This window comes from Bradyrhizobium sp. 190 (assembly GCF_023073415.1).
Lineage (GTDB): Bacteria > Pseudomonadota > Alphaproteobacteria > Rhizobiales > Xanthobacteraceae > Bradyrhizobium.
This window is the reverse complement of record NZ_JADPJL010000030.1, coordinates 17,756-39,747: the sequence shown is the minus strand read 5'-3', so window position 1 is coordinate 39,747 and position 21,992 is coordinate 17,756. Positions and strand designations below refer to the sequence as shown.

The window sequence follows — 21,992 nt, the reverse complement described above, 5'->3', positions numbered from 1 at the left end:
CGTCGGTCCCGATCTAACGAGCTCGCTCCGTTCGATTTGGCCCTATCGTTGTTTGCGGCCGAAATGTACTCGGCGCGAGCACCCTCGCAAATTTCCCTTGTAGTCCTGCATCGTCCGCCCGCTCCGGCGGTTGTTGAATTACTCTGGAATTGCGGCGTTCGAATCGAAGCTCACCTCTTTCAGAACGCTTGATCCGCTGGAAAGCCTTCGGCCAAGCGCTTCAACGAATCGATCATAACGTTCGGCGCCTTTGGCGCGAGCGGCTGGACTGGATTGTTCTGGTAATGCCGGCACCGATGTTAACCAGAAGCGAATGAACAGGGCGAGCGTCTCGAGCGTGATGCTGTCATTGCGTTCGAGACGCTCGAGCAGCCGTGCGATCCGATCCAGCCGCTTGGCAATAGCCGCCTCGCGTCGGTCGGAATCGTCAGGCGAAAGAAATGACGCGATCGCGGCCTCTGCGACCAGCGACTTGGGCTGGCCACGACGCTCCGCGAAGACATCAAGGGTTCTGAATGTCTGCGGATCAAGATAGACACTGAGCTGAATCTTTTTCACCGATTTGTCCCACTCAGAGGTCCATGCCATCGTCAGGGTCGAGGCTGGTCGCGCGCGCTAATCCCTGCATTGCGCGGCTTAGCGCTTGTGCCTGGACCGCATCTGCGTCGGGCTCATCGGGACCAGCATCGAACTCATATTCCGCGAGCGGTGCCTTGATTTCGATCTCCTCGTGCTGCGGCAATTCTGGCTCGCGCCGCAGCCCCCCATTCGGATCGCCACGCTTTCGCTGCCTAGGCGCAAGCAGTTCGATCGAGGGCGCAGGGGTTGGGTGCCCCGACCAGTCCTCATCCGGGCGCGAGGACAAGAGAATTGTTCCTGTTCTAGCGGGCTTGAAGATTCGCTTCTGAAGTGCGGGTCCTCATAGTAACGAACCTTGGTGGCACCCAGCGGGTGAAGGCCCGACACCATCACAATCGCCTCTTTCGATGAGAGCTGCATGATTTCGCCAGGCGTCAGTAGCGGACGGGACGTCTCTTGGCGGCTCACCATCAAGTGTCCAAGCCAGGGGCTTAAGCGATGCCCGGCATAGTTTTTCATGGCGCGCAGTTCGGTCGCGGTCCCCAGCGCATCCGAGACGCGCTTAGCGGTGCGCTCGTCATTTGTGGAGAAGGCGATCCGGATGTGACAATTGTCGAGGATCGCGTGGTTCGGCCCATAGGCGCGTTCTAATTGATTCAAGCTCTGAGTGATCAGGAAACTGCGAATGCCATAGCCCGCCATGAACGCAAGCTGGCTCTCGAAAAAATCGAGGCGGCCAAGGGCTGCAAACTCGTCGAGCATCAGGAGGAGCTTTTGACGGCGCCGGTCGGGATCCAGGCTCTCGTTCAGGCGCCGCCCGATCTGGTTGAGGATGAGCCGCATCAGGGGTTTTGTGCGGACGACGTCGGATGGCGGCACGACGAGATAGAGTGAAACGGGCTGTGGTCTGTCAAGGAAGTAACCGACCTCAACGCTTCGGCCGGCATCTCTACAGAAAGTTTCTGGCGAAGCTCGCCTCCGACTACCGCAAGCCGAACGGCCAGTACGTCATCACGCCGGAAATGGGCCCGGCGTTCGTCGAAAATTTGCCGGTTGGCAAGTTTCACGGCATCGGGCCGGCGACCAGCGCCAAGATGAACTCCCTCGGTCTCCACACCGGCCTCGACATGCGTAACCGGTCGCTCGAGTTTATGCAGACCAATTTCGGCAAGGCCGGAAGCTATTACTATTGGATATCGAGGGGTGTCGACAACCGCGAGGTCGGAGCCGATCGTGTGCGGAAAGGTGCGCCGGTTGTCCCGACTGATCGGCCGCGACGCTTAGCGCCTCGCGGCGGTCGGCGACCGGAAGGTGGAGAAAGGCGTCAGCCATGCGCAGCCTTTCCCACACTGCGCGCCAGCCAGGTCGGAAGCTGCGGCGCTGCCGCGACCAGTTCGCTGAAGGTGGACGGCGGGAGCTTCCGCTTCAGCATTTTCAATGCGGCTTCTGCCTTCTCCGGCCCGAGCCAGGCCAGCGCCCGCACTGCCTCGCCAGCCGGCTTATGAGCCAGAGCGAGTTGCCAGCGCGGAGCATGACGAAGTTCAACAACCTGCTTGCCGAGATTCATCGTTCGGCTGCGGCCGGAGGTCAGATAGACCGACCGAACCGGCACCTGGGTCGTCAGGCCAAGGGTGTTGGCCGCCGCCGCCCCGCTCGGGACGATGACTTCGCCGCGCTGGTTGGCGAGCGCCTCGACCGCCTGCTGGACTGATGGAGCCCTCGTACCGAACCGGCTCGTGATGGGACGGAGATAAATGCCCCGACCGGCCCGGATCAGGTGGCCCCGCTCGGTCAGCCGCGACAAGACCTGATCCACCGCGGCGCGATTACCGAGGTGAAGCAAGCCCTTAGCCGCCAAGGGCGTGCCTTCCGGCAGTCCTTCGGCATGCGCAAGAATCTGTTCGGTTAACCGTTGCATGGCCATTCTCCTGTCAGAAATATACGCGGTTTTCTGACAGTTTTCAAGCCCGAGGTATCCCCTCGGACGCGTCCGTTGCTGCTAGATCAGGGGCGCGCCCTTATCGAGCAGACCGTCGAGGAAGTCCTCCCGCGAGCCGATCGGTCCCGCGAGCGTCGCAAGGATCAGCGCCTCGACGACCTCTCGGGCCAATGACCGCGCCATCACCCGCTCTTTCGTTGAAATGGCCGTCATGGCGCGCCCGTGCAGGAATGCGCTCCGCATGTTGAAGAGTTGCTCATATTGGTCGGCGGAGCGTCGATCGCCCAGCAGGCCGGCCACCCGTCCCCGCATTCTATTTGTGGCGCGCATCCCTTTGTGGCGGTCAGGCGCGATGCGAAAGTTCTTCTGATAGTCCGCGCGCAAGCCGAGCGCTGCTTCGATCGTCGTGATGTGCGCAAGGAATTCGTCCACGCCCTCGGCCAGGAACGCGCGGACGAGGAAGTGGGCGATCGGCGTCTCGAACAAAACCGATCCCTTCGCCTGCTCGACGGTCGCCCACCGGCTCTGGTCCCACACTGTCAGTTCGGTCTTCGCCTCCTCCTCCAAGTGCAGCTCGACCGGACGCTCTTCCTCGTATTTCCCGCCATAGCCATCATCGTAGACCCGGTCCTCCCAACTCAGCGTGTCGGGGGACATCCGGCACACCCTGGCCGGACCGAATGCGAGCGGCGGCAGTTCGGCGGCAAGATCGAGCGGAGCAAGGTGAATGCGCCTGGCATGGGTGGCGCGCAGCGCTGCGTCCAGTCCCTTCGCCGCTTCCTTGATCGTGCGGTTCATGCGCTCGACCTGGCCATTGGTCCAGGGATGCTTGATCTTGGTCAGCCGATGTTCGATGCCATTCTCTTGGCAGCGCATATCGAACATATGTGTCACGTATCGTGCCGTCGGGCCATCCGCGTAGCGCGGCGGGAAAGTGAACTGGATCCCATTGTCGGTGAGAGCAGGGTCGACGCGGTCGAGCGGAAGCCGTGCGCGCAGTGGTCGCCGCCGGGGCCAGTATCGCTGCCCAAGAGCTGCAGCGGCTTGTTTAGTGTGTTGCCGGACTTTTGGCACGAGGTTCAGCATATCGCGGATCAGCGTCGCGCGATCAGCGCTTTTCGACGTCAGTCTCGTGCCAAGCGCCATCGAGTTGACCGCCGAAGTCGTCTATTATGAGGTAAGTGTCTCGCTCGACATCGTCGGGGCTAATGGATGGGTACGTATGACAAGACCCGCCCTAGACCTCCCGATATTGGGTTAGATCGATCCCGCAGCAATTTCGATCCGAGCCGGGTTCGATTCCAGTTGGGACGATTGTGGAGACCGGAGCGGCATGGGGCGTCCCCTGCTGCAAGGAGCCTGCTGTTTTATTTTTGCCAGCTATACGGCGCATCAGCTTGTTGGTATTTCTGTTGGTATCGGCAACAATCGAAGACAAAAATTTCTACAAATTCAAATGGTTATGGCACTAGGCGGTATCGGCCAGGGGCAGATCGCGGCAATGAAAGCGCAAGAGAATTCCAGCAGCTGGTTCGCGACTAGTGCGATCGGAATCGAACCGCCGGCGCCCGCGGGAATTGAATTGCAATGCCTGGCGGCGAGCGCCCACCGTCCGAACCGCGAATTGCCATCCGCACCAGAAATGACCTCACTGAAACGCAACAAACGCGATCGAACGCGGACGAAACCGCAGCAAAATCAGCGAAGCTGATTGGTAGTCTGCCGCTCATAACGGTCTGGTTGCAGATTCGATTCCTACTCGCTCCACCAGGAATGAGAACCCATACCCAATAGCGCAAGCCAAAAAAGCGCCGCCACAGTGATCGCCGTCGTGGCGATAGCGTGTTGTCTAGTGGATCATCCGAGCACCATTAATATAGAAAGCCCCTCCTCCCATGCGATTTAGGTTCTGGGCCGCTATTGCTGAACAATGCCGCGAAGATGCGCCGTGCAACAGGCTGGAAAGAGAAGCCCGAGGGACTCTGCTTTTCCTGGAATTTGTGAATAGCCTATGGTCAGGCTCGATGATGAGATTGTCATCGCAATCGTGATATTACCGCGGCCTGAGGCCAAACACATACCAGGCAGGTGTCGATGATGAATGGAAGAGTGGTTCCCGGCTCGTGAAAACTCTCGATCGCAAAACTCGACGGGTGGCTCGCGACATCCGGAGCTCACAATCTGTGTTAGCTTGCTGAAGAGAGGACTTCCCGGCCGTATCGGCACCTCATCGGCAGATAGGCCCAGTCCGTTGTGGTGCTTTCTGGTGGGCAACTTTGTGCCGATGCCGCCACCGGCCTGCTTTGCCGTGCTGGCCTGGATATAGATCTCAAGGCCATTTTAGCAGCAAGAAGTCAGCACGTGGCGTCGCTGCGATCGATCGCCCAGCCTCACGCGACGTCCTCTTTGCGCGTCATAGATTCCGACTCGCAGCATGGGAAATCGCTTCTTCAGCTCGCGCGCGCCGGTTTTGACCCCGCCTCTCGTCGCAAATTCAGTCGTGAGTCGCCCATCGATTTCGAGTGCGTAACCTGAAACCGGCAATTCACGGACGATAGCAACCATCTTTTTCCTTTAGCGACAGTAAGAAGACGATGTGGACTGCGTAGCCCGGGTCGCGCAAATCGCGCCAGCTCACTCCTATGTTGGGTAGCGTTTTCAACTGATGAAACTCGCAATTTGCTGCATGAAGGTGAAGGGACTTTGCATTCTCGACTGGGGCCAAGGGCACTCACAATCGGAACTTCGCGGGTCGATGCCGACCACGTTGATCATGATGACGTGGCGCTCGGGGCGGCGGCTACACCGTCACATTTCATAAGAAAGCTGCCATTCATCTCATTTTCGAGAGAGCTTGAATCGTACGTAGCGTCATATTGTACGCTATCGATCGCGTAGAGTTGCGCTTCGGTTGGGCATTTGGGACGACATTTATCGCGGACGTGTCGAGTTATGGACAGTACCGCCAATGGCATGAGTGATGCTTGTTGGAATAAACGAGACGTTAGACCAATCCCATCGACGCATGTGCATTCGGCAGCCGTCCAATCCTGCTGGACTAGGGCGCTAAGGAGAGAGAGCCGTGGCGCTTTCTTCATCTGTCGCGACCGCGCTTGCGACCGTGCCGTGTCGCGCTGATGGGCGACGAATCGAGAATGATGCATGAGCGAACCGGCATGAGATGCAAATCGACGGTCCCCTCAAGGTGTCTTTGTTCAAACGCGGAGCGCGGAAGTGGACAATATAGAATCGATGACTCTACAGGAGCTGCGTTCCGCAATCAGTGGCGGCAGGATCTTGGAGATAACTACGACAACGGACTGTGTCGTCGGATGTTCTTATTGCCCGCAGGACAAGTTTGCCGAACGGCAAAGAGCGATATCCGACGTGAAGCATCTTTCTCTCCAAGATTTCAAGCGATGTCTGGCGCGCGTACCAGCAGCTGTCGAGATCAGCTTTTCCGGGTATTCGGAGCCTTGGCTCAATCCGGCTTGCACCGAAATGGTTGAGCATGCCTATGCGTGTGGCCATGGAATCCGAATTTTCACAACCCTGGTCGGAATGAACGGGCGGGATCTAAGACGCTTGCGTGCGCTGCAGTTCCGCGTTTTCCTGGTGCATGTTTTTGATGACGGCACGCACATGGATAGTGGTCTCGTCAGGCGCAACTATGTCGATTTGATGCGCCAACTTGTCGATGCCGACATTTCATCGTTGCTCTTCATAGTCATGGGCGAGGTGCATCCCGAACTTGTCGGCATAATTCCTGACGAAGCGCTGGTTCGCTCGCGTCCGCCGCGCAGCAGGGCTGGCAGCGGCGAGAAGATGGTTGGAGCGCGGCAGCCAATCGTTGGAGCACTGACATGCCCTGACGAACGGCAATATCGTAATGTTCTTCTCCCAAATGGCGACGTTACTTTCTGCTGCATGGATTTTGAGCGACGACACGTTTTGGGCAACCTCCTCCGCGACAGGTACAAGGATCTCCTTGAAGGGGCAGCTTTTTGCAACATTGCCGATCGCATGAACGGAACGGAGGGCTTTCTGCTTTGTCGATCGTGTGAATTCGCCGAACCAATAACGTCGGAATGCTGATCTTGAGAAGTTGACCCATGCTCGAAGCGAATCGCGAGCCCTGGCAAGGACGGCCTTCCAGCTCATCACCACATCAGTCGCGGCGACGACCCTGCCATGAACGGAGGGTCGCCATGGCCTGGAGCATTTTGTTGGTCGCCGGCCTGCTGGAGGTCGCCTGGGCAATCGGCCTCAAATACACCGAGGGCTTTACCAAGCTCGCTCCGTCCGTGCTCACGCTCGCGGCCATGGCCGGCAGCGTGATCCTGCTCGGCCTTGCTCTAAAGACGCTGCCCATTGGAACTGCTTATGCGGTCTGGACCGGCATCGGTGCGGTCGGCACCGCAGCGCTCGGCATCATCTTCTTCGGGGAACCGGCCGCCGCGTTTCGCCTTGCCAGCATCGGACTGATCGTCGCCGGCATTGTCGGGCTGAAGCTCGTGTCCTAACGAAAACATCGAAAGCATTGACCCCCACCAGGTCAGCGCCGCAACGATCGCCGAGGCCGGCACGTGATTCTCCAGGCATAGTCGATCGAGCTGGCCACGTTCCAGCGCACCGCCGAGGGGCGCGGCGCCGACAATGGCGAGGAAAGTCGCCAAGAACAAGATGCCGATGCAATGCCTCTGGGCCGAGACCGTCTGGCCGCCCTCAGTGTCGTGACGCGAAAGCCCTAGTGCGGACGATACGTCAGTCGCCCATCAGGGTCCCACCGCCATCGCGTCTGGCACAATAGCACCACCCAGAACGGCACGACCAATTCGCTGCCGAGATCGCCGTGCGAATAGAACAGCAATGAAAGCCAGCTATGCGGCTGATCTCCGGACGACGGCCAAGAAAGATCGCTTGCCGGAGTTATACGATGCCTGATCTCCGGAGCAGCAGGGGAGAAGATGCAGATTGGCAGATCGTGTTCGTTTGCTCCGAACTGCTTCCGACCGTCCCGCGTCGGCACCATCAGGGACTGCCGACCAGTTCAACTCTTAGATCGCAGTCAGGTGAGCTTGCGATCTCTGACTGAGCTCAGCTCCGCGCCTCGAATTACCGATGCAACTTCATTGTGTGGTTGCAAAGAAATCGATCACCTAATCTCTTTCGCAGGAGCGTTCACTGAAATCATCGAACTGGCGGTGCCGGCGCACGGCATTCGATTCGTGTTCGACCTCAGACCCGCGGCTTGTTTGAACAACGACCGCTATTGTCCCGTAGACGACATCGCGATCGAAAAACGCCGGGAGCTTGCATCGTGCCCGTCAGCACAGAGTCTGCACACCACGAGGGCACGGGAGCGACGCTGCGAGTTCAGTGGCTCACGCTTCGTTCTTGAAGGCGCGCACTTCGTGTTCGGGAGGTGATATGCGATCTGACGTTCTTGTTCGGGCTGCCGCAGCAGTTGCGCTCGTCGCATGCGGTGTTGCTCATTCAGCGGATCTCCAGCCAGTCATCAGCGAGCCATGCTGTTTCCAACCGAACGAACAGCTGCGTTGTCTTCTGTGGCATTGTTGTGATAGGCGCCTGCAAGGCAGGTCCACACGTCTTTGTCACCGAAACCGCACGTGTGGTGTTAGGCTTCTTACCCGCCCGGTCAAATGCTGGCCTATGTCGGAGCAGCCGTGGCTTGAAAAGGCAATCGCGGCCATATCGCCAACAGCAGCGAAGTCCGGGAAGGGACCTATGCGGCGTTCCCGCGGCAAAGCGCGCAATTCGACTACCGTCGTTTCGATGGGCCCCTCGGATCCGGCGTTGAGCAAGCGCTCACATCTGCTTGGTCCATCAGATTTGAGTGCGAGTGTATGAGTTTGGCGGGACAGCATCTGGCGACCTCTGGGAATCAAGCTGCGAGCTCTGGGCATATCAAAACCTGAAAGTTAGAGCCGAATGGAGTGGAGGTAGGCTGCATCCCAAGCCACATTCGTGTTGCCTACCTTGCCCAGTGGTGCCTTGAACGCCACTGGCCTTCTTTCTTCCGCTCAACCTGTACGCGGCGGAATCTGATTGTTGTTCCGTGCCACGCCTTTGTCTTGTTTAGGCTCCGGAGAGCCCGCCATTCTTCTGAGGTAAATGCGGCTCTCTCTCGAACTCAAAAGGCGCCGCCTTGGCATGACCGCGAGTTTGCGAAGAATTACGCCGAGAACGATGGCGTTGCTGCGGAGCTTGCGATTTACTGTCTTGCGACTTTCGCGCTCACGAGAGGTTGAGACCATCTTACTCCTTTGAGCATGGTTGGGCGGCAGTGGTAAGCTTGCTCACTCCCGGTCGACGCCAGCTCGCTCGTGACTGTCACCTTGTGCGGAACCGACTCTAGTATATATTCTGGTGTGGGGAATACGAGTCAAGGGTGTGCATTCGCGTCGTCAGAACAGCTGGCTGGTCGACCACCTAACCGAATGCACGCTCGATATAGCCAAGGTACGGCAAAGCTGCCCGCCCACAAGCCCAGTCCGGCACGATCGGCCGCGCGTTGCGCAGCGTGGTATCGTCTCCTGGAGTATTGCGCCCAATCGAGCACGAGACCGTTACGCACCAACCATTCTCCGAGATCGATGCCATCAGCTGAACAGGTCGCTATCGTCCGTCCACACTCATCCTTCAGGACTGACAGGCAACTGACTTCGCGCTCTGCAATGAAGCTTTCAAGATCGCTCGCGGCCCTGAGGCCACATCGATATGGATTAACGTTGATATCTCGGCACATTTGAGTCTTGTCCGGCGCGTCGATGCCCCAGAGCCGAACGCGTGTCCCGTGAATTTCTAGGGTGTCGCTGCTGATGACCTTTGCCGGCCCCGTCAATTCGCCGGCAAACACGATGCTGCACAGTGCAAGCATGGTCAACACCACGATCAATCCATACATGGCGATCTTCTTTGTCGAACTGCGAACATTCCGGCCGAGTTCAGCAGAGCTTGGGAAACCGCCGAACGGCGCTCGATCGCGGCTGTGCTTAGGAGGGTGCTAATGTTGCATGGGTAAGCTCGTTCGACGGATGACTCCCCGTGTAGCAGCAGCGCAAGACGCCCCTCGTGTCCAACCTCGCCCCCGATGCTCTGCGACCAGGCTGGTGCGCTGACCGCATCCCACCATTCCTTCACGTCGTTGAGGCAGTTCGCCTTGGCCGCATCACGCACCAGCAGGTCGAACTCGGGAGTGCGCGTCCGCTCACTAGCGACCGGGCCGGCGCAGACGGCCGGCCGCAAGCCGGCGAGATATGATTTCCTGGTCGCCTTGTGCGGAATGAGCATAAGCTCGGCCCCCTCGCTGCCACGGATAGCAGCGAGCGCGCGTGGCCCGGGATCGCTGCAGCCGGCTGCTATCGGGGAAAGCGTACGCATCGCTTGAGCAAAACGGGCGACATGACGGCCATCGTTGCTATCAACAGCAACATGCCTTCTAGGAGCGGTGGGCGACAGATCCCCTCGCACTCACGCCGCCCAATTTGTTTCGCGAGCGCCAGCACGGCCAGATCAGCCACCGGCTCGACCAAGGCCACGACTGCATAGGAAACTGCGAACGATGCGACGTTAGCGAGGTTGGCGGCGCCGAAGCCCGCGCCATAGAGCGCCCAAAACGCGACCCAGACAACGATAGAAGATTGATACGCAGTCGAGAGCGCAAGCGCCTTACTGTACTGCAGATCGCGATAGGCGGCCTTGGATGGATGAGCCGCTTGGCGAGCGCCTGGATCGCAAACAGCGGCACTAGAAGCGTCGTGACATTCATACCATATTGCGGCAGGTCGGTCGGAACGAAGAGGACGCCTTGCAGCAAGAGGCCGAGCGCAAGACCAAAGGCAGCCGGCGCCGCGCCGAACAACAGGAACAGCGTCGAGCCCAGGACGAAGTGCACTTCGGAGACACCAACCGCAAAGTGCGGCAGGATTTCGAAGAACGTGAACACAAGGCGCATCGCGGCGATGGCTTGCATAGCAAATGACAGAGCGCCCGGCTCGCGTATGGTCTCGACCACAAGCTCGGCGACGACGCAGCCCGTCGCAATGCCTGTCGCGTAGCTCAACACGAGCTTGGCGCCTGTTACTATTCCCGGTTCGATATGCACGCTCAAGTCCTTTCTGCCGTTGTACTCGGGCCTTGGCTCAAGAATTTGCCGGCACGGTCGTATGGCTGACGGTTGGAAACGGCACTTCACCTTCCTCACCCTCGGTCCACTGGTCACGTCCTGTTTTCGCCAGATCGGACCGGGTGTGCACTCACCCTTCGCTCGGTCTTTGCGACATTTCATAGCAACAGCTATGCCAGCGCCGGTGCCGCGGTTAAGGCTCTGATTGCGCTTTGAAAAGTTCCGCGGCGCGCAAGATTCGCCGTGTTCTGTAGCCGACATGCTCTGGAGGAAATTGAACACACATCGCTGCCAGTCTTTGGTCAGCCTGTGCCGTTTCAAACAATCATTTTCGCTCGTCCGTTGAAGCGGAAATCCTGACGCCGCTGGCGCGAAGACACCGGTTCGGCATCAATCTTGCTCGACCTTGTTCGACGACGGCGCCTACGGCGCAGCCAAATGTTTGGCGGCCGGGGAGTCGTCGAATTCCTCCAAGAGCTTGCTGGGTCGTTCGATTGACCTTGCGGCCAAGCATGCACGAACATGGAAATGCGACGACCCACCCAAACTGTGGAGCCGGCATTTGCTGGATCGCAGCATCATCTCTCAGCGACGCGCCCGGCAAATTCCGCTGCACCACCTGCGACGAAGTTCCGGACGTGTTTGACGGTCCCGGGGGAACGCTATCGCGTCGCAGTGGCGCCAAACCGGATGCTAAAGTGAAAATGGATCAACTTACGCCCGGTAAGCCTGCCGTCTCCGGACAGATGGCGGCCGCCTCGATGCTGCGCATTCGCGCGGTCATGCTGGGCGATCGTATCAACCCGTCGGCTCTCGAAATCGGAACGCTGGTGTCCTCGACGCCGGTCGCTTTCCGCATTCATGCCGGCCTTGTCGTGATCTTCCGCTATGGCGTTGTAGTGCTCATCGGGTTGTCGCCCTCGGAAGAAGCTGCTCTGATCGGAACCCTGATATCGCGGGTCATCGGTGAACTCAGCTCCTATGAGGAGGAGAGCGCGCAGGTGCAGCTCTGCAGCGACCAGAGCGCCGAGGTCATCCTGCGGGCGGGCGGATTTGTCTCAGAAAGTTTAGCGACGATCGGCTGCTGCTGATCGCTGATAGGCTAGCCAAGAGCACGGCGCTGGAGCGAGATGAGCGCCGTGTCGCCGGCGGTGTTCGACGTGATCGAACCCTTTGCATGCGAACTAGCCGAGCGCGGCCGGACGCCGCGGGGCCGCAAGGGCATTCTCCAACTGATCGGCAATGCGCTCCTGGTCCAGCAGCGCGTCGCGGGCCGCGTCGCCATTGCCGAAAAAGCCCGACGCACTCTGGGAGAAGCCGGAACTCGAGCGGCTCTATTCGCGTCTGAAGGACGAATACGAACTGAAGGAACTTCTTGAGATGCTTGAGCGCAAGCTGTCGGCCATCTCCGGAACGGCTAACGCACTGACGGACATCATCGACACACGGCGCTCGCTGCGTCTTGAGTGGGTTATAGTCGTGCTGATCGTGATGGAAGTTGCGATCGGATGCTTTCAGATTATTGCAGCAGCTCACTGAAGTGCGGCTGGCCCCAGCGCGTGAGGCGCCTTCGTGGGGTTTGAGCGGGCCTACTGACCGACCTGGCCGGCATTGACGTGGGACGCGCCGTTCGGCCGCACTCAGCTGCGGATTTCGGCTATGTCTTCGCCGTGCTCGTGGACGCGAGGTTCGGCGAAATCCTGGTGCGGCTCGCGAACACAGCGAATAGCCGAGGCGAGTTCGTTTCCCCGGCGATCGAGCAAGGATAGGGGGTGTATGGCAGACGCGCGGCGGAGCGTTCATGTCGACGATCCAGCGCCACCCAAGAAGGCGCTTTTGCCCAATTGCAGCGGGCCGCCACTCAGCTTGTCTGCAATTCTCGACTTGGTCGCGGAATACTTGCCAGGCCTTCCCCGCCGTCCGCCAGGGCGCAGCCAGCGACTACCGAAACAAGGACGGTCGATTTCACCAGGGCGCCTCACTGAGTTGAGCGACCGCCTTTCGCCGCTTTGCCACATCGCCGCGGCTCGGTCGACGTGTCCTGCCGTGATTTCCCTTGCTTGGCTGTTAGCGAACGGTTCCATGATCCGCCAGCGCGCGAACGCGCGCTGCAACTGAACATGAAAGCTCAGAACTGCGGATCTCGTCCTCGCTAACGCGAAGGTCGCCGAGCTTGACGCGGCCGGGGACTGCGACCGGGCGTGCATAGCGGCTCCGCGTCAGCGATAAACGCTAAACGGATGACAAAGGAACTACGCCGCAAATTTCGACGCGGTTTTGACCTCGCAAGCAGGCGCCGAGATTTTCTGACGTCCCCATTCGCTGTGGACATTCCATCTGCAGGAGTGTCCCTCAAAGTGCCCCGGACACTCACGCGCCCTCGGCAGCTCCGCTCAAATCCGCTTCCGAACCGATCCCGGCATGGCGATCCTTCGCTGGCTCGTTCAGGAGCCCGGCGAGCCTGAGGCCTTCAAGGACTCCTTCGAGCCGCTGTTCGCGAATGATTGCGGCCAGCAGCGAAACGGCCTCCTCCCGATCGACGGTGAAGCAGACGTCAGGCGCTCGCTCAACCAACAGGTCCAGCAAGGTCGGAAGGTCAGCAACGTGGTGGCGTAAGGTCGAGACCACATCATTCGCGAGATAGGTCGCCAAATCAGCATTCGGCGGCGGATCAAAGTCCAAGTCGACCTCGGCGCGCTTCTCGATCGCATGTCGTATCAACTCGCCCTGCCGTCTTGCATTCATCGAGAGCATGAACACCGCATCCGCGAGGTTCTCGCGCGGCAAGCTTCTCAGTTCGGCTATGCGGGCCTGGATGTCGCCGACCGAACTCTCACGGCGTGCCTCTGCTCGCCGCGCGTTAGCGGCTGCCCTGCTCTTTTGTAATCGAACCATCGTCATGCTCTCCAGCCGATCATATATCCCGGCGATACAGGCGAATGAAAGTGCAAACTTGTGTGCTGCATGCGCGCAGCCCGCCTGACGAACGCGCAACCGGCGGTCGCGCGAAGGAGTCACAAATCGCTAATCTCGTGATCCGCTCGTGCTTGTCTGTCTATAAGGCGCTCGATGGCACGTTCGTCGGGGGGTCGGCGGCTATGGCGAAGCGAAGTCCTGCTTACAGCGTTCCGTGATAGGCAGCGTCGCGAGGCAGTGGCGGCAGGCGGATCGCCGCGAACTCCAAAGGACGAAACCGGCCAGATATTGGGGAAGAGAACCAGCATCGGTCGACAGGTCCGAGATGGACGACCTAATCCCGCCAATGCGTTGCGCCCTGTTTCGGATCCGCTCGCTTTGGCTATCTTCGGGCATATTATAGCGGAACCTGGCAAGGGCCCGCCCGGTAGATGGAAAGGTTGGGACTCGATTGAATCAGGTGAAATGTCAATTTCGCGCGTGATCTCGTTGTATCGCGAGAACGCCGCAGCCTGCCAATCAGCCCCTACCCCGAAGCTTTAACCAAATTTGAATAGCACACCGTAACCGCCACGTGGGTAGCTCCACTCGATATCACCACTTTCTTCGCAGATCACCCGGCAGGTGCCGCACTCGATACACCCGTCGACTGTCACCTCAACATGACCTTTATCGCTGAGCTCGTAGCACCGTGCAGGGCAGGCCTTCAGCATCGATAAGAGCCGCGAAGATGGTGTGGTGTGCGGCCGCACCTTGATATGGGCGCGGCCGGAATCAACGAGATAGCGGTTGTAGAATAGTTTGTCCTCGACACGTCGGGATGGCTCGCTCGGCATTGTTTCTGGCTCCGTCGTTCGTCGTTTTCTTTGGTTTGTGATCACCGCCAGGCCCGGGCAATGCGCAGGGGCATCGCTGAACAGTCCACTCCACGACCGCGCCTGATGAACGAGCTCAGCATCAGCCTCTCTTTCTCGAGCTTTGGTGTGCCGTCGACGCGCACATAATCCTGCATCGCCTTGGAGAAGAGCTGCGGATATGTGAGAAAGAAGTTCTGCGAGTGGGTATGCATCAGTGCCGGCATATCCTTGTACTTCTTCAGGTCCTTGATCAAGAAGGAATCATTCAGCAGTTTTTGTAAAGCGAAAGATTTTTGGCCGTCATCGGATCATTTCGCGATTTGATAAGGCAGATCGCTTCCGCGGCGATACGGCCCGACGTCATCGCCAGATTGGACCCCTCGCGATGGATGGCGTTGTTGAGCTGGGCGGCGTCTCCGACAACGACCCAACCCTCACCACAAAGCTGCGGGATCGCCTTGTATCCACCTTCGGGGATCAAATGCGCGGAATATTCCTTTACTTCCGAACCCTCGATTAACGGCGCGACGGACGGGTGACGCTTGAAGCTCTCGAGCAGGCCGTAAGGCGTCTCGCCGGTACGCTGGAAGTCGGCAACAAGACAGCCGATACCGAGCGAGATGCATTCCTTGTTGGAATAGATGAAGCCCATACCGGTCATGCCGCGGGAGATGGTTCCGGCGGCTTCGATGACGAGCCCCTCGTCGCCTTTGAGATTGAAGCGAGCATCGATTGTCTCGCGCGACAGGAAATGCATCTCCTTGACCGCGAGTGCGACCTTGTCCGGTTTCGGCCGCCCTCTTAAGCCCGCACCCGTCCCGAGCACTCCGTTCACCCCCTCGGCCAGCACGACGACATCTGCATGGATTTCACCCCCATCTCGGTCTGTGCGCACCCCGACGACCCTCCCATGGGAATCCTGGAGGAGCTCGGTCACCGTGGTCTCGCACAGCACCGTGGCGCCGGCCTCACGCACCTTCTGCGAGAACCATTTATCGAACTGGGCGCGGATGATGGTGTAGCGGTTCGGCTTCTCCTCGTTGAAATCATCGGAGCGATAGTGAATCCCCGTGTGCGAACGCTCGTCCACGATCCAGAAGCGTTGCTCGACGAGATGCCGCTCAAGCGGTGCATCTTCTCGGAAATCCGGGATCAGCTTCTCCAGCATATCGGCATAGAGGATGGCGCCTTGCACGTTCTTCGACCCCGAATACTCGCCGCGCTCCAGCTGCAGCACTTTTAGGCCCCGCTCGGCCATGGTAAGCGCTGCCGCATTCCCGCCCATGCCAGCACCGACGACGATCGCGTCGAATCTTTCCTCGATCATAACAAGCTCCCCTAGCCAGCGATGCGGTCGTGCGAGTGCGGCGACAGCTGCGCGCGGAATGCGGAGGTCAATGCGGGCAACAGTCGAATGGCATCGGTGACGATGCCGATATGGGCGAAGTCGAAGATCGGAGCGTTCTTGTCGGTGTTGATGGCAACGATGAGGTCGCCCCCCTCCACGCCAACGCGATGCTGGATCGCGCCGGAAATACCGGCCGCGATATAGAGCTTTGGCCGAATGGTTCTCCCGGTCTGGCCGATTTGTCGGTCCGAGGTGACCCAGCCCAGCCCTTCTGGACCAGCGGCCGCGAGCAGCCATATTCGGCGCCAAGCACGTCCGCGAGCTGCTGTACCAGTTGGAAGTTCTCAGGCGATCCCAGACCGAGCCCTCCGGCGACGACCACGTCGGCATAGGCAAGGTTGGACTTTGTAGAATCGCGGTCCGGCAGGAACGACAGCACTTTTGTGACGATATCTTCTTCTACAAGCCCGAGCGGATGCGAGATGACGCGCCAGACGGCGCCGGTCACGCGCTCGGGCATCGGCATCACGCGCGGACGGACGGTTGCCATCTGTGGACGATAGTTCAGTGTGTAGATCGTGCACAATAGTGAGCCGCCAAACGTCGGCCGGGTCGCTGCAAGCGAGCCGTCGGCATCGACATCGAGCTCGGTGCAGTCGGCACTTAGGCCGGTGAGCAGTGTGGTGGCCACTGAGCCGGCGAGATCGCGGCCCAGTGTAGTTGCCCCTAGGAGTAGGATTTCCGGCTTGTACGTATTGACCAGCTCTGACAGGGCCTTGGTGTAGGATTCATTGCGATAATCGGCCAACAGATCATCCGCGACGATATAGGCGAGGTCGGCGCCGTAGCAGAAGGATTCGGCGACCGCCTGCTGCGTTGTCTCCCCGACCGGGCCGATGACAACCGCGGCGAGGTCAACGTTGAGCTTGTCGGCGAGCCGGCGGCCGGCACCCATCAGCTCCCAGGAGACGGGGTGCACTATCCCGCGTTCCTGCTCGATGAAGACCCAGACGTGCTTATACGCCTTGAATCGTTCGGGCAGCTCCCTCTTGGTCGCCGCGCGACCACTACCCGCTGCCGGAGCTGCGCTTTTGGGTGCGGTGCTCATCATCTGTACTCCCATCCGTGTTCAGTAGCGGCTCGCCAGCGAAGCGTGCTCCGCCTACAGCTTTGAATTCGCGCGTGAAGATTGCTTCAGTTAAAAGTTCGGCCGCGTGCCCGCCGCCATTTTTTCAACACCGCCTGGCAGCAGCGCGGGGCCGAGACACCCATTGCTGGACCTTTGTCGACGAGCCGGAAGCACGAGCTTCGGGTTCTTTCCGGGTTTGGCATTCTGGGGGCACCATTTGGCAATGGAACTAGTGAGGCACCCAACCGCGCCGGTCACGCGAGCCGATCGATTGGTCCTCCCTCATCTTCGAGATGCAACCGAGTTGGAACAGATCGAGGACCTGCCAGAGGCTCGGCTGGTGCCATTGTCGGCAGCGAGCTTGCCGGTGAACAACGCGATCCATTACTCTGAATGCCCTCGCAATCTTGCCGATTGCAGCGACACGCGCGCAACTCTTGGCGAGGGCACGAGGGCCGGCGGTGAAGCCGCCGTCAACGGCGCCGCGCGACCGGCGCTGGAGAGCAAGGGCTCCCCCCGGGAAAACTCGGCCATAGATCGGCCAACCGGAGTGATTTCGTCGACGAATCTTTGGCGCGGATCAAGCGCAGCTTTCAGCTCAGCCAGGCCGGAATATGCAACCATCGCTTTGGCGTCGCGACGAATCATGATGCCGACAGGCAGCGCGCGCGAACTGCGCGGCGTCAAAAACAAACTCGATGCGGACCAAGATGTGCATTCGCTTCTCCAGACTAGCTGACCATGTGTCAGCAATCGTCGTACCAATTGCGCAGACGATGAAAATTGACCGCCAATACCGAATCTTACTGAAGGAAATCGGATTGGCAGCCTCTCACGAGGATCGGAACATTCGATAACCGTGCTGGACCCGTGTCCGGAATGCGACAGAGGACAGTCATCCGAATCTTGGTGCGCTTTCCTCGCCAAATATGCGCACCCCGCTGCCGGCGTACCATTGCAGGAGATAGGCGCACCATGGGCACCAGCTTGAAACGACGGAAATATCAGGGCTGAGCCGTGATTGGCCCTTAAGGAGCCGAGTGTCCAAGCTGCGGACCGCGAGGCCCTAACTGCAACTTCCGTTTGAATTCGACGCCCTGGGTCGTTGGCAGGTTCTCTGAACCTTCACGCTCCAGAGCACGAGATATAAACTCAATTCACTCCAAGGAACCGAGCTGCACCAATGCTGGATGCTTGTTCGGTTGTGGTGCGGCCGCATCCTTCAGGACCTTGAACACTCGCTGTTCGATCGGGGAGGACGTGACGAAGTCGGCATAGGCGCGCTCAAGCGTGGCCTTGCAACGCGAGGCGATGTCAGGATCGGATGCACCGGTAAACTCCTCGCCCGCGAGATATTGACCCATGCGACGCAGGATATGAAGCCGCGCCACGTCGATGATTTTCGCATCGTACTCGACGCCGAGCAGTGCAAACAACTCCTCTGCCGCGGAGGCCTTGTTCAATTGCGAAAGGATCCCATCCGTCGTCATTCTCAACCTCCATCTAGATCCGCCCAGAAACCGTCCTGGCTCGAATGTTCCAACCTGATCGCGCGACGCGCATGGCTGACCGCCCGATCGCCCTCGGTTGACCGATCTCTCGTGAATGTCGCGCCAGATCGCCACCACCGTTTCCTGGGAAACCGGGCCTTTGTGCTCGATGGCATGCTTGCGAACGCGCGCGAGAATGGTTTCGGTTTGCTCGGCGCTGACCGAAAGCTGCAACTCGGATAAGAGCGAAGTGATAGCGGCAAGCCCTGAATGCTTGCCGGTCACAATGCGGTGGGAGCGGCCGAGCAACACCGGGTCCAGCGCTTGGTAGGTGGGCCGGTCTTTTAAGAGCCCATCGACGTGGATGCCGGATTCATGGGTCAAGACATGCTCGCCGACAATCGCCTTATTGAGCGGAATGGTGGGGCACGCTGCGGCTGCAGCGGCGGCCGCGACTTTTTCCAGTTCGGATAGCAGCACGCCGGTATCACGGCCGTAGAGCTGCCTGAGTGCGACGGCAACTTCCTCCAGCGACGCATTGCCGGCTCGCTCGCCAAGTCCAATGACCGTCACAGAGGCGTGCGTCGCACCGGCCTTGATCGCCGCCAGCGGTATTAGCCGTCGCCAGCCCAAGATCGTCATCGCCGTGGAATTCGAACTCGAGATCGGTGCTGGCGCGCAGTGCGGCCATGAGCGCGAAGGACGCGTCAGGATTGAGCACGCTCAGCGTATCTGCGACACGAAAGCGCCGCGCGCCGGCCGCCTTGGCGGTTGCGATCAGGTCGATCAGGAAGTTGACATCGGCACGCGAGGAGTCTTCGCCACCCACCGCGACATCCAGTCCCCTGTCGCGAGCATAGGCCACGACGCGCTTCACCCGCTCCAGCGCGGCCAAACGGCCGCCACCGAGTTTCGCCGCAATCTGCACGTCGGACGACGGAATCGATAGCTTGACCATCGAAACACCGGCCTCGATCGCCGCATCGACGTCCGCGGGTTTCATCCGGCACCAGCCGATGATCGTGGCCGCAAGGCCCGCTTCGGCGACCGCTCGGATCGCGGCAATCTCTTCCTGACCCATCGCCGGCGTGCCGGCCTCTACTCCGGCCGCGGCCAGCGCACGCGCGATCGAGACGTTTTCCGGTGTCGTGAAGGCCACGCCGGGTGTCTGTTCGCCGTCGCGCAACGTGGTGTCATTAAGGACTATGGACCTCGACCGATCTTTGTCGGGCCCGATGATTGCGGCAGCGAACGCCATCAGCGGCTCCGTATGTTTATTCCAGAAGCTGTTCAGCAACTGCTGTGCCAACCCGCTCGAATTCCCAAGAACCTGTGAATGACGTCGAATTTCAGATTAGCCGGGTGTGTCGCAAATCCGACAGGGTGGAAACGGCGGAGCGCCAGGTTCGGTGCGCTTGCGACCGAGCTGAAGGCAGGAAGCCGGGCTTGGAAGCTTGCTAGCCGGGCAACGGTTCGGACCTCACCTCAAGCTGCAGCACTTCGGGGAAGGCGCGTGCATTCAGGCATGCTTATCGAAGAAGAATTTTGAGCCATCGGGTTCGGTCCAACCCCCAGGGTCGGCGTTCGTAAACAAGTTCAGCGGGCGCGATCGAGAGGCCAGATGTTGGCGTCGATCGCGCGTCAACATAGAACATCTCGGCGGTAAATGTGACGGTCGCCTCCGCCAATTATCAAGCCGCGATCATCAGGCGCCGCCGCATCCGGCTTAGGTCGGCTGCGCGCAGTTGTTTACCCCGGTGTCTTTTCAAATCCTCATTCTCCTCATGTGACAGCTGGCCGAAAGCTCGTCCGATACACCGGGACTCGCGCCGAGGAGGGGGCATCCATTATGAGCTCAGTCTTGCGAACTTGGGATGGCTTGGACGGAGTCATCGACACGACGCAGATGATCCCGCCGGCGTCCGGCCATCCGGCTCTCCCCGCTCTCCTCGCCGAAGCAAAGATCAAAATCATTGCATTCCGTGCAGACCGGCGTGGTACACATCACCAGACCGTCATCTTCGCATAGCGTGCGATAGAAGAAGCGCTTCCAGCGCATGTTCTTGGTGTTGCGAGCCGCCAGCGGCCCGAAATGGCGCATTAGGAGGCGGGACAATTCGTCCCGCTTCCGCAGACCGAGATCTTCCCACAAGTGATTAGGCTCCATGGCGCGCCGCGCGATCATCGTCGCGAGCCAGCCGCCGACCTCGCCATGGGTGGAACGTTGCGCAAGCAGGAGGTCGCGCACCATAATCGTCTCGTCAGGAGCCGGTAACGCGGGCTGTTCGCGCCAGGTACAACTCCTGACCGGGGTGGATGGGAAGTATTGCACCAAGAGCGCATCGAGCTCCTGGTTAGTCAAGCCAGCCCGTTCGGGAAGTTGGCCGCCATCCATAGCGGATGCGGCGAGAACGCAAGCGAGCACATGGCGATCGAAATCGTCATCGTCGCTGATGTCGACTTCTGTTGGATGGCGCCCGGTCAGAAGCCCGTAGAGCTCACTTGCATCGCGCTGCTCGGCGATGTGAGCTGCTGATACAGGAGATGACATCGTATCGGCCAATTTGCTTTGTGTGCCAATCATGAAGGTCCCCCAGCTTCTGAGTGGACGACGTCGGCCTTCCCCGGTCGAGAAGGCCGACAACATGAACTATGCCGAAACAGCGGCGAGCTCGGCGGCAGTCTTGCCGACCAGGCTCTCGTCGACGGGCTTGATGATGCCGTGCTCCATGAGCATATCCTCGAGCTCGTCCATGCTGATTGGCGTCGGGATGGCGCCTTGTCCAGCATTATTGTGGATCTTGGTCGCGAGATTGCGATAGTGATCCGCCTGCTTGGACTCTGGCGCGTATTCCAGCACAGTCATGCGGCGCAGCTCCGCGTGCTGCACGACATTGTCGCGCGGCACGAAGTAGATCAGCCGGCTGCCGAGCTTCTTGGCAAGAGCATCTGCAAGCTCCAGCTCCTTGTCGGTCTGCCGCTCGTTGCAGATCAGGCCGCCGAGGCGCACGCCGCCGGAATTCGCATACTTCAGAATACCCTTGGAGATGTTGTTGGCGGCATACATCGCCATCATCTCGCCGGACATCACGATGTAGATTTCCTGTGCCTTATTCTCGCGGATAGGCATAGCGAAACCGCCGCAGACGACGTCGCCGAGCACGTCGTAAGAGACGTAGTCGATGTCCTCATAGGCGCCATTCTCCTCCAGAAAGTTGATCGAAGTGATCACGCCTCTTCCGGCGCACCCGACCCCCGGCTCTGGACCGCCGGACTCGACGCATCGAATGTCCTTGTAGCCGAGCTTGATGACGTCCTCGATTTCGAGGTCCTCAACGCTGCCGGCATTTGCCGCCAGACTCAGAATGGTGTCCTGCGCTTTGGCGTGCAGGATGAGGCGAGTCGAGTCCGCTTTGGGATCGCAGCCGACGATGAGAATCCTTTGGCCCAGCTCAGCAAGAGCCGCCAGCGTATTTTGCGACGTTGTCGATTTACCGATGCCACCCTTGCCATAAAACGCGATTTGTCTCAGCGAAGACATGTTGCTCTCCATCAACCGATTGCCAATTTTTCGCGCCGAACGCG

The 21,992-nt window shown here is 59.6% G+C and carries 12 protein-coding genes and 9 pseudogenes; 6 read left to right on the top strand and 15 right to left on the bottom strand.

From position 1 onward, the window contains the following. Positions 1-138: 138 nt before the first annotated feature. Positions 139-558, bottom strand: coding sequence for a CopG family transcriptional regulator (locus IVB22_RS19360; protein WP_247518875.1), 420 nt, complete (start codon positions 556-558; stop codon positions 139-141). A gap of 13 nt (positions 559-571) precedes the next feature. Further along, positions 572-1,482, bottom strand: a pseudogene (locus IVB22_RS19355) (type IV secretory system conjugative DNA transfer family protein); the annotation flags it as partial. 6 nt (positions 1,483-1,488) lie between these two features. Between IVB22_RS19355 and IVB22_RS19350 the strand changes: the two are divergent. Then, a pseudogene (locus tag IVB22_RS19350) lies at positions 1,489-1,823 on the top strand (DNA polymerase IV); the annotation flags it as partial. A gap of 80 nt (positions 1,824-1,903) precedes the next feature. On the opposite strand, the gene IVB22_RS19345 reads toward IVB22_RS19350, so the two are convergent. Together IVB22_RS19345 and IVB22_RS41970 are read right to left on the bottom strand one after the other, a co-directional pair. Next, positions 1,904-2,497, bottom strand: a complete 594-nt coding sequence (locus IVB22_RS19345; RefSeq protein WP_247518874.1) for a DUF6088 family protein — start codon at positions 2,495-2,497, stop codon at positions 1,904-1,906. A 795-nt stretch (positions 2,498-3,292) separates the two neighbouring features. Further along, positions 3,293-3,493, bottom strand: a pseudogene (locus IVB22_RS41970) (IS481 family transposase); the annotation flags it as partial. A 358-nt stretch (positions 3,494-3,851) separates the two neighbouring features. On the opposite strand from IVB22_RS41970, the gene IVB22_RS19335 reads away from it, so the two are divergent. The 3 genes from IVB22_RS19335 (at position 3,852) to sugE (ending at position 7,041) form a co-directional block, all read left to right on the top strand. Continuing rightward, positions 3,852-4,229 (top strand): hypothetical protein, encoded by a 378-nt coding sequence (locus IVB22_RS19335; protein ID WP_247518873.1) that lies wholly within the window; start codon positions 3,852-3,854, stop codon positions 4,227-4,229. Positions 4,230-5,752: 1,523 nt separating this feature from the next. After that, complete coding sequence (locus IVB22_RS19330) at positions 5,753-6,613, top strand: radical SAM/SPASM domain-containing protein (RefSeq protein WP_247518872.1); 861 nt, start codon at positions 5,753-5,755, stop codon at positions 6,611-6,613. A gap of 113 nt (positions 6,614-6,726) precedes the next feature. Further along, a complete protein-coding gene (gene sugE / locus IVB22_RS19325) occupies positions 6,727-7,041 on the top strand; it encodes a quaternary ammonium compound efflux SMR transporter SugE (RefSeq protein WP_247511900.1) in 315 nt (104 codons plus the stop codon). Between the two features lie 24 nt (positions 7,042-7,065). On the opposite strand, the pseudogene IVB22_RS41965 reads toward sugE, so the two are convergent. From IVB22_RS41965 to IVB22_RS19315, 3 genes and pseudogenes are all read right to left on the bottom strand, one after another. Continuing rightward, positions 7,066-7,169 (bottom strand): annotated as a pseudogene (locus IVB22_RS41965) (inorganic phosphate transporter); the annotation flags it as partial. A gap of 1,755 nt (positions 7,170-8,924) precedes the next feature. Beyond that, positions 8,925-9,446: a thermonuclease family protein gene (locus IVB22_RS19320; RefSeq protein ID WP_247511899.1), complete on the bottom strand. Its 522-nt coding sequence runs from the start codon at positions 9,444-9,446 to the stop codon at positions 8,925-8,927. A gap of 454 nt (positions 9,447-9,900) precedes the next feature. Then, a pseudogene (locus IVB22_RS19315) lies at positions 9,901-10,646 on the bottom strand (energy-coupling factor ABC transporter permease). Positions 10,647-11,365: 719 nt separating this feature from the next. Between IVB22_RS19315 and IVB22_RS19310 the strand changes: the two are divergent. Continuing rightward, positions 11,366-12,206, top strand: a pseudogene (locus IVB22_RS19310) (RMD1 family protein). 831 nt (positions 12,207-13,037) lie between these two features. Here IVB22_RS19310 and IVB22_RS19305 read toward each other — a convergent pair. The 4 genes and pseudogenes from IVB22_RS19305 to IVB22_RS19290 all read right to left on the bottom strand — a co-directional run bounded on the left by IVB22_RS19305 (position 13,038) and on the right by IVB22_RS19290 (position 16,896). Continuing rightward, the gene (locus tag IVB22_RS19305; protein ID WP_247518871.1) at positions 13,038-13,661 is read right to left on the bottom strand and encodes a hypothetical protein; all 624 of its coding nucleotides are present in this window, start codon (positions 13,659-13,661) and stop codon (positions 13,038-13,040) included. Between the two features lie 461 nt (positions 13,662-14,122). Then, positions 14,123-14,419 (bottom strand): ferredoxin family protein, encoded by a 297-nt coding sequence (locus IVB22_RS19300; protein ID WP_247279062.1) that lies wholly within the window; start codon positions 14,417-14,419, stop codon positions 14,123-14,125. Between the two features lie 41 nt (positions 14,420-14,460). Further along, positions 14,461-15,767, bottom strand: a pseudogene (locus IVB22_RS19295) (FAD-binding protein). Between the two features lie 11 nt (positions 15,768-15,778). Then, positions 15,779-16,896, bottom strand: a pseudogene (locus IVB22_RS19290) (electron transfer flavoprotein subunit alpha/FixB family protein). 325 nt (positions 16,897-17,221) lie between these two features. Between IVB22_RS19290 and IVB22_RS19285 the strand changes: the two are divergent. Next, positions 17,222-17,656, top strand: a complete 435-nt coding sequence (locus tag IVB22_RS19285; RefSeq protein ID WP_247518870.1) for a hypothetical protein — start codon at positions 17,222-17,224, stop codon at positions 17,654-17,656. A 418-nt stretch (positions 17,657-18,074) separates the two neighbouring features. Here IVB22_RS19285 and nifW read toward each other — a convergent pair whose 3' ends face one another. The 4 genes and pseudogenes from nifW to nifH form a co-directional block, all read right to left on the bottom strand. Further along, a complete protein-coding gene (gene nifW, locus IVB22_RS19280) occupies positions 18,075-18,407 on the bottom strand; it encodes a nitrogenase stabilizing/protective protein NifW (protein WP_247518884.1) in 333 nt (110 codons plus the stop codon). A gap of 114 nt (positions 18,408-18,521) precedes the next feature. After that, positions 18,522-19,665, bottom strand: a pseudogene (nifV, locus tag IVB22_RS19275) (homocitrate synthase); the annotation flags it as partial. 597 nt (positions 19,666-20,262) lie between these two features. After that, positions 20,263-20,991, bottom strand: coding sequence for a nitrogen fixation protein NifQ (locus IVB22_RS19270; protein WP_374207565.1), 729 nt, complete (start codon positions 20,989-20,991; stop codon positions 20,263-20,265). A 66-nt stretch (positions 20,992-21,057) separates the two neighbouring features. Then, positions 21,058-21,948, bottom strand: a complete 891-nt coding sequence (nifH, locus tag IVB22_RS19265; RefSeq protein WP_026233535.1) for a nitrogenase iron protein — start codon at positions 21,946-21,948, stop codon at positions 21,058-21,060. Positions 21,949-21,992 lie beyond the last annotated feature (44 nt).